The following is a 6633-nucleotide window of genomic DNA, read 5'->3' on the forward strand; positions in this document are numbered from 1 at the left end:
GCCCCCGCGGGGATGATCCGACCGATGCGGGTGCATATCAATGCAGGACTGCGTGCTCCCCGCCCCCGCGGGGATGATCCTGCCTGGTATTCGGTCATCCAATCGGGTGTGGTGTGCTCCCCGCCCCCGCGGGGATGATCCCGCCGCGAACGTGCCCGGGATGACCTGCACGAGGTGCTCCCCGCCCCCGCGGGGATGATCCCTTTCCACGTCCCGCTGACGTGTAAAGAAACCGGTGCTCCCCGCCCCCGCGGGGATGATCCGTTGACGAGCTCGGGGCCGGATTCGCCGACGATGTGCTCCCCGCCCCCGCGGGGATGATCCTGGACGAGTAGTAGACGCGTTTCATCTGCGACAGTGCTCCCCGCCCCCGCGGGGATGATCCCCAGCACCCGACGTTCAGCACCCAACCGTTCGGGTGCTCCCCGCCCCCGCGGGGATGATCCCGGAAACGGCGACCTGCTCGCCCGGCTGCCCATGTGCTCCCCGCCCCCGCGGGGATGATCCGCCACGCCTCGATTCGGGTGTCAGGCATTGTCGGTGCTCCCCGCCCCCGCGGGGATGATCCGACCCCCAGCCGATCAAGCTGGGGATCTTCACGGTGCTCCCCGCCCCCGCGGGGATGATCCCGCGCTCGCCCGGTACTGGGACAGCTCGACGCGGTGCTCCCCGCCCCCGCGGGGATGATCCCCCGTGGCTGCCGATCGACACCATGCCACTCAGGTGCTCCCCGCCCCCGCGGGGATGATCCCTTCAACGCGGCGAACCTGGCGATCGTCATCGGGTGCTCCCCGCCCCCGCGGGGATGATCCACTGTCTAAGGTCTAACTAGACGAACAACGAAAGTGCTCCCCGCCCCCGCGGGGATGATCCGGGAACGATCCCGATTCCTCCGGCCCCCAAGGGGTGCTCCCCGCCCCCGCGGGGATGATCCCGAGGGTGTACCGTGCCGCGAGCCACTCCTTACGTGCTCCCCGCCCCCGCGGGGATGATCCGTCTACAATTTTGCCGTCATAGTGATGCATCCTGTGCTCCCCGCCCCCGCGGGGATGATCCGTTCCACCCGGTGCCAGTGGTCGCGAAGGTGTGGTGCTCCCCGCCCCCGCGGGGATGATCCCTCTCACACGAGATTCTGGCCTCGGTCGATGTGGTGCTCCCCGCCCCCGCGGGGATGATCCGCTGGGGTGAAAGCCCAGAACGATGCGGCCCGCGTGCTCCCCGCCCCCGCGGGGATGATCCGACCCCCAGGGGAAGCCGATTTTCAAGCCCTGGGTGCTCCCCGCCCCCGCGGGGATGATCCCGCCAACATGCTGGTCAACACTCAGACCCAGCAGTGCTCCCCGCCCCCGCGGGGATGATCCCCGCTCGATGCAGTGAAAGAGCAGTGGCCGACGGTGCTCCCCGCCCCCGCGGGGATGATCCCCCGCTCTTGTCTGTGGAGCGACCATCAGGGCGGTGCTCCCCGCCCCCGCGGGGATGATCCGCGTTCGCCACCGGTGGGGTGTATGGGCCGGTGGTGCTCCCCGCCCCCGCGGGGATGATCCGTCGATCGGGAAAGATCAGATCGCCCGCACCCGGTGCTCCCCGCCCCCGCGGGGATGATCCCACCGCCGAATGTGGCCATGGCAGTGCCAACCGGTGCTCCCCGCCCCCGCGGGGATGATCCGATGGGCGGCGACATGCGCCTCTACGTCGTCGCGTGCTCCCCGCCCCCGCGGGGATGATCCCTCGTCGAGGAGGGCACGCACGAGCTTGAGGTAGTGCTCCCCGCCCCCGCGGGGATGATCCCCTCTACCTCTCCGGGGGTGAGGCGATCATGCGGTGCTCCCCGCCCCCGCGGGGATGATCCCATGGTCAGGCCGTCATCGGCCCAGCGGCCGCGGTGCTCCCCGCCCCCGCGGGGATGATCCGACGTTGAGATAGCGCGTCATCAGCTCGGCGTGGTGCTCCCCGCCCCCGCGGGGATGATCCCTACTCGCCAGTGACCACGACGATGAGGAGACCGTGCTCCCCGCCCCCGCGGGGATGATCCATGGGTGCAGCCGGTGGATGCGACGACCGCGTAGTGCTCCCCGCCCCCGCGGGGATGATCCGGCCGTCCGTTCCCGGGTGTTCTGGATGTTCCTGTGCTCCCCGCCCCCGCGGGGATGATCCCTCCCCGTTCGCGTGGGAAGTGAGAGTCTTGAAGTGCTCCCCGCCCCCGCGGGGATGATCCGCTGGGACGTGAGGCCATCCTCAGGGAGATCATGTGCTCCCCGCCCCCGCGGGGATGATCCCCAGGACATGTCGTTCGACCCCGACAGGGTGAGGTGCTCCCCGCCCCCGCGGGGATGATCCTCAGTGCGGGCATGGAAGGGCTGATCGCGCGATGTGCTCCCCGCCCCCGCGGGGATGATCCCGCGGACACGGTCATTGATCGGTGGTCGCGGATGTGCTCCCCGCCCCCGCGGGGATGATCCGAAGTGGTCCACCGCTGAGGGCGGCGCAGATACGTGCTCCCCGCCCCCGCGGGGATGATCCGCCGGAGGTCGCGAAAGCACTCGCCAAGTGCCTGTGCTCCCCGCCCCCGCGGGGATGATCCCAGGTCGGCATATACATCGAGTGTCATCGCTGCGTGCTCCCCGCCCCCGCGGGGATGATCCGCTCAAATCAAGGAGATGAAGGCGGACTTCGACGTGCTCCCCGCCCCCGCGGGGATGATCCCGGCACCGTCGTTGAGACATCGCCCGACATGACGTGCTCCCCGCCCCCGCGGGGATGATCCTTCCTTTGGTGAGTGGTGAGTGGTCATTGCGTGGTGCTCCCCGCCCCCGCGGGGATGATCCGCCTGGGATGTATTCCCGAACGTGGATGGTGTCGTGCTCCCCGCCCCCGCGGGGATGATCCGAAGCTCACGACCGCTGAGTCATACGAGTCGGAGTGCTCCCCGCCCCCGCGGGGATGATCCCGTGAAGCCGATCACGTACTACAGCACCGCCGAGTGCTCCCCGCCCCCGCGGGGATGATCCGCCCCGCAGCGCCGCCTGCGCCGTGTTTGTGGTGTGCTCCCCGCCCCCGCGGGGATGATCCGGCCAGTGGTCCGATCCTCGTGCTCGACGGCATGTGCTCCCCGCCCCCGCGGGGATGATCCGGCACGGACTGAGGCACAATCGGGGCCGCATTGGTGCTCCCCGCCCCCGCGGGGATGATCCGTTCCCCTCGGCGACGCTCAACTCCGCCTACCGGTGCTCCCCGCCCCCGCGGGGATGATCCCAATGGTCACGCCAGCGATGGTGCCGACAGTAGGTGCTCCCCGCCCCCGCGGGGATGATCCCATGCCGGGGTACACCCTTCGCCATGTCAGCGGGTGCTCCCCGCCCCCGCGGGGATGATCCGGGTCTCAGTCAACGCTCGCGCGGACCGTCTCAGTGCTCCCCGCCCCCGCGGGGATGATCCGGTGGTGAGGCTTGTGGTGCGAGACGCACCAGGGTGCTCCCCGCCCCCGCGGGGATGATCCGCGCAATGAGCGACAGACAGAGTTCGACTACATGTGCTCCCCGCCCCCGCGGGGATGATCCTGCCTATATAGGACACATTGAGAGAGTGGCGGCGTGCTCCCCGCCCCCGCGGGGATGATCCGATGATGACGACGAGGACGGGGATGATGAAGAGGTGCTCCCCGCCCCCGCGGGGATGATCCGGGAGAGACCTCTCCGAGCTGGCCCTGAGGGTGGTGCTCCCCGCCCCCGCGGGGATGATCCCCAGTGTTGCTGAGGTCGCCGCTAAGGCTGGTGGTGCTCCCCGCCCCCGCGGGGATGATCCGGCACAGGAACTCAAGGGGATCAAGGACTCGGTGTGCTCCCCGCCCCCGCGGGGATGATCCTCACCAGATGATCGAGGACCACTTCGAAGCCATGTGCTCCCCGCCCCCGCGGGGATGATCCGTCCGTCGGGAATGGGGGTCTCAAGCCATCCGTGTGCTCCCCGCCCCCGCGGGGATGATCCGCAGGTCACGACGTACTCGATCAGATCAGGTTCGTGCTCCCCGCCCCCGCGGGGATGATCCGCTCGGGGATATGCGGCGTGGCGCTGACACGACGTGCTCCCCGCCCCCGCGGGGATGATCCGAACGGCACGGTCGCGGGACCAGCGAACGAGGTGTGCTCCCCGCCCCCGCGGGGATGATCCCATGCACTACCTGCTCACGCCCGCCGACTGAGCGTGCTCCCCGCCCCCGCGGGGATGATCCCGAATACGGGTACGCGCCGATCACGGTCACGAAGTGCTCCCCGCCCCCGCGGGGATGATCCCTCGTCGCAGAGGTAGTCGACGGTCCAGCCATCGTGCTCCCCGCCCCCGCGGGGATGATCCCGTCGACTCCATCGCCTTCGCGAGGTTCGCGATGTGCTCCCCGCCCCCGCGGGGATGATCCCTCCTCTGGTGAGTGGTGAGTGGTGAGTGATCGGTGCTCCCCGCCCCCGCGGGGATGATCCCATGGCGGTCAGCGCGTGCCCTTTTTTGTGTCGGTGCTCCCCGCCCCCCGCGGGGATGATCCCTACTTCTCTGGCCTAGCCTTCGACGGGACGCAGTGCTCCCCGCCCCCGCGGGGATGATCCGGGATTGCGCGAAGCCCTTTCGGCTTCGTCCGTGTGCTCCCCGCCCCCGCGGGGATGATCCCAGGTCAGCGAGCGTTGCCATGTCGCCGGTCCTGTGCTCCCCGCCCCCGCGGGGATGATCCGGCCCTGCAGCGCCGAGTCGGTGCGAAGGCTGAGTACTCCCCGCCCCCGCGGGGATGATCCGGTCGCCCTTGAACGTGGACCCGTAGAGGGTGAGTGCTCCTCGCCCCCGCGGGGATGATCCCGTCATGGCGAGGGCCTCGCGGGCCTGGGTGACGTGCTCCCCGCCCCCGCGGGGATGATCCCTACAGTGCCGCCGACGTCTACGCGGCCACCTAGTACTCCCCGCCCCCGCGGGGATGATCCGGCCTCGACGAAGGAACTGGTGAGGTTCGAAACGTGGTCCCCACGCCCGCGGGGATGATCCCCAGCTCCTCACGGACGCTGAGGTGCGGTTGATGTGCTCCCTGCCCCCGCGGGGATGATCCTCTGGGCAGGTCGAGGGGGTACGGTGCGTCCTTGTGCTCGCCGCGCTCGCGGGGTTGATCGCTCGAAGCGCCTCCCGGCTCAAGTGGTTCCCGTGCACTCGGGGATGCTTCGGTGTCTCCGGTGGCATATCGGCCGATGTGCACGTGCTCCCTTGCGATTCGCAGCGTAGTTCTCATGTCGAAGAGAGAGGCCGATTAACTGCCGTTGGCGAGCGCCCGTTACAAGCATTGTCAAGCAGCCGCCGGGGGTCATTGCTTCGTAGAAGATTACGCAATTGACCACCGCCAACCGAACAATCGGGGCGCCAGGCCAATGCATGAGTTTACGGTGTCGCGATCCGGGGCCCTCGGTCCCAGGGGAGGATTGAAACCCCGCTTAGGCAGGGAACAACGCGTCGGCTTACCGATATTTCGGATCATCCCAGCAACAGTGACCGGGAACTGGGTGGTGTCATAGCGTCGAAGCAACACTCCCGGTCGGCGGGGGTCTGATCGGTGGAGTGTGCAGATGGCGCGGGTGGGGTTGTCGTTCAGCGACAGGTCGGAGATCTCGGCGGCCTCGAAAGCGGGCTGGTCGGTGCGGAGGATCGCCCGTCACCTGGGGCGTTGCCCGTCGGTGATCTCGCGGGAGCTTCACCGGAACTCGACGAAGACCCGCGGCTACCAGGCCGTGACCGCAGACGTCAGAGCGCAGCGTCGGCGAGCTCGCCCGCAGCAGCGGAAGGTCGCGGGGGATCCGGTGCTGCAGGCGAGGGTGGACGCCGACCTGGCCGCGTCCTGGACGCCGAACGAGATAGCGGGCCGGTTGCGTCTGGAGGCGACAGACCCGACCGTTGAACGCATGGCGAACTCTCCTGACGCACGCGGCCGAACCGTCTCCGGTGAGGCTATCTACCAGTACATCTACGCAATCCCGAAGGGTGAGCTCGCCCGCAAGGGCATCTTCCTGCAGTCCAAGCGGACCAAGCGCCGACCACGTACGACCGGGCGGACGCGCGGTGGCCCAATCGTAGGTATGGTCCCGATCGCGGAGCGAGGTGAGGACGCCGCCCAGCGTCGGGTGCCGGGGCACTGGGAGGGTGACCTGATCATCGGGAAGAACGGCACCTCGTGCGCGGCGACGCTGGTGGAGCGGATGAGCGGGTTCACCGGGCTGCTGGCCCTGCCCTCGAAACACGCCGAGCCAACCGCTGACGCGGTCATCGAGTTTTTCAACGACCTGCCCGAGATGATGAAGGCATCGTTGGCGTGGGACCAGGGCAGCGAGATGGCCCAGCACGCGAAGGTCTCCCTGGCCACGGCGATGCCGGTCTACTTCGCCGATCCCCACTCGCCCTGGCAGAGGCCCAGCAACGAGAACACGAACCGGCTCTACCGGGAGTATCTGCCCAAGGGCACGGTGATCCCCGATCACCAGCCCTACCTCACCACCATCGCCGAGGAGATCAACAATCGACCCCGCCGCCGACTGGGCTATCTCACGCCCACCGAGGCATTCGCTCGACTGCTCGCCGGCGAGCCCCATGTTGCTTCGACGCCTTGACATCGCC

General features: G+C 69.0%; 1 protein-coding gene and 1 CRISPR repeat array. The gene reads left to right on the plus strand.

Translation table 11 applies throughout. From position 1 onward, the window contains the following. Positions 1–5144: a CRISPR direct-repeat array (repeat unit 19 nt; unit sequence GCCCCCGCGGGGATGATCC). 447 nt (positions 5145–5591) lie between these two features. Further along, positions 5592–6626 (plus strand): IS30 family transposase, encoded by a 1035-nt coding sequence (locus EZE58_RS06015; RefSeq protein ID WP_009381402.1) that lies wholly within the window; start codon positions 5592–5594, stop codon positions 6624–6626. The last annotated feature ends 7 nt before the right edge of the window (positions 6627–6633 follow it).

It is taken from the genome of Brevibacterium sp. LS14 (assembly GCF_012027885.1).
Classification (GTDB): Bacteria; Actinomycetota; Actinomycetes; order Actinomycetales; family Brevibacteriaceae; genus Brevibacterium; species Brevibacterium casei.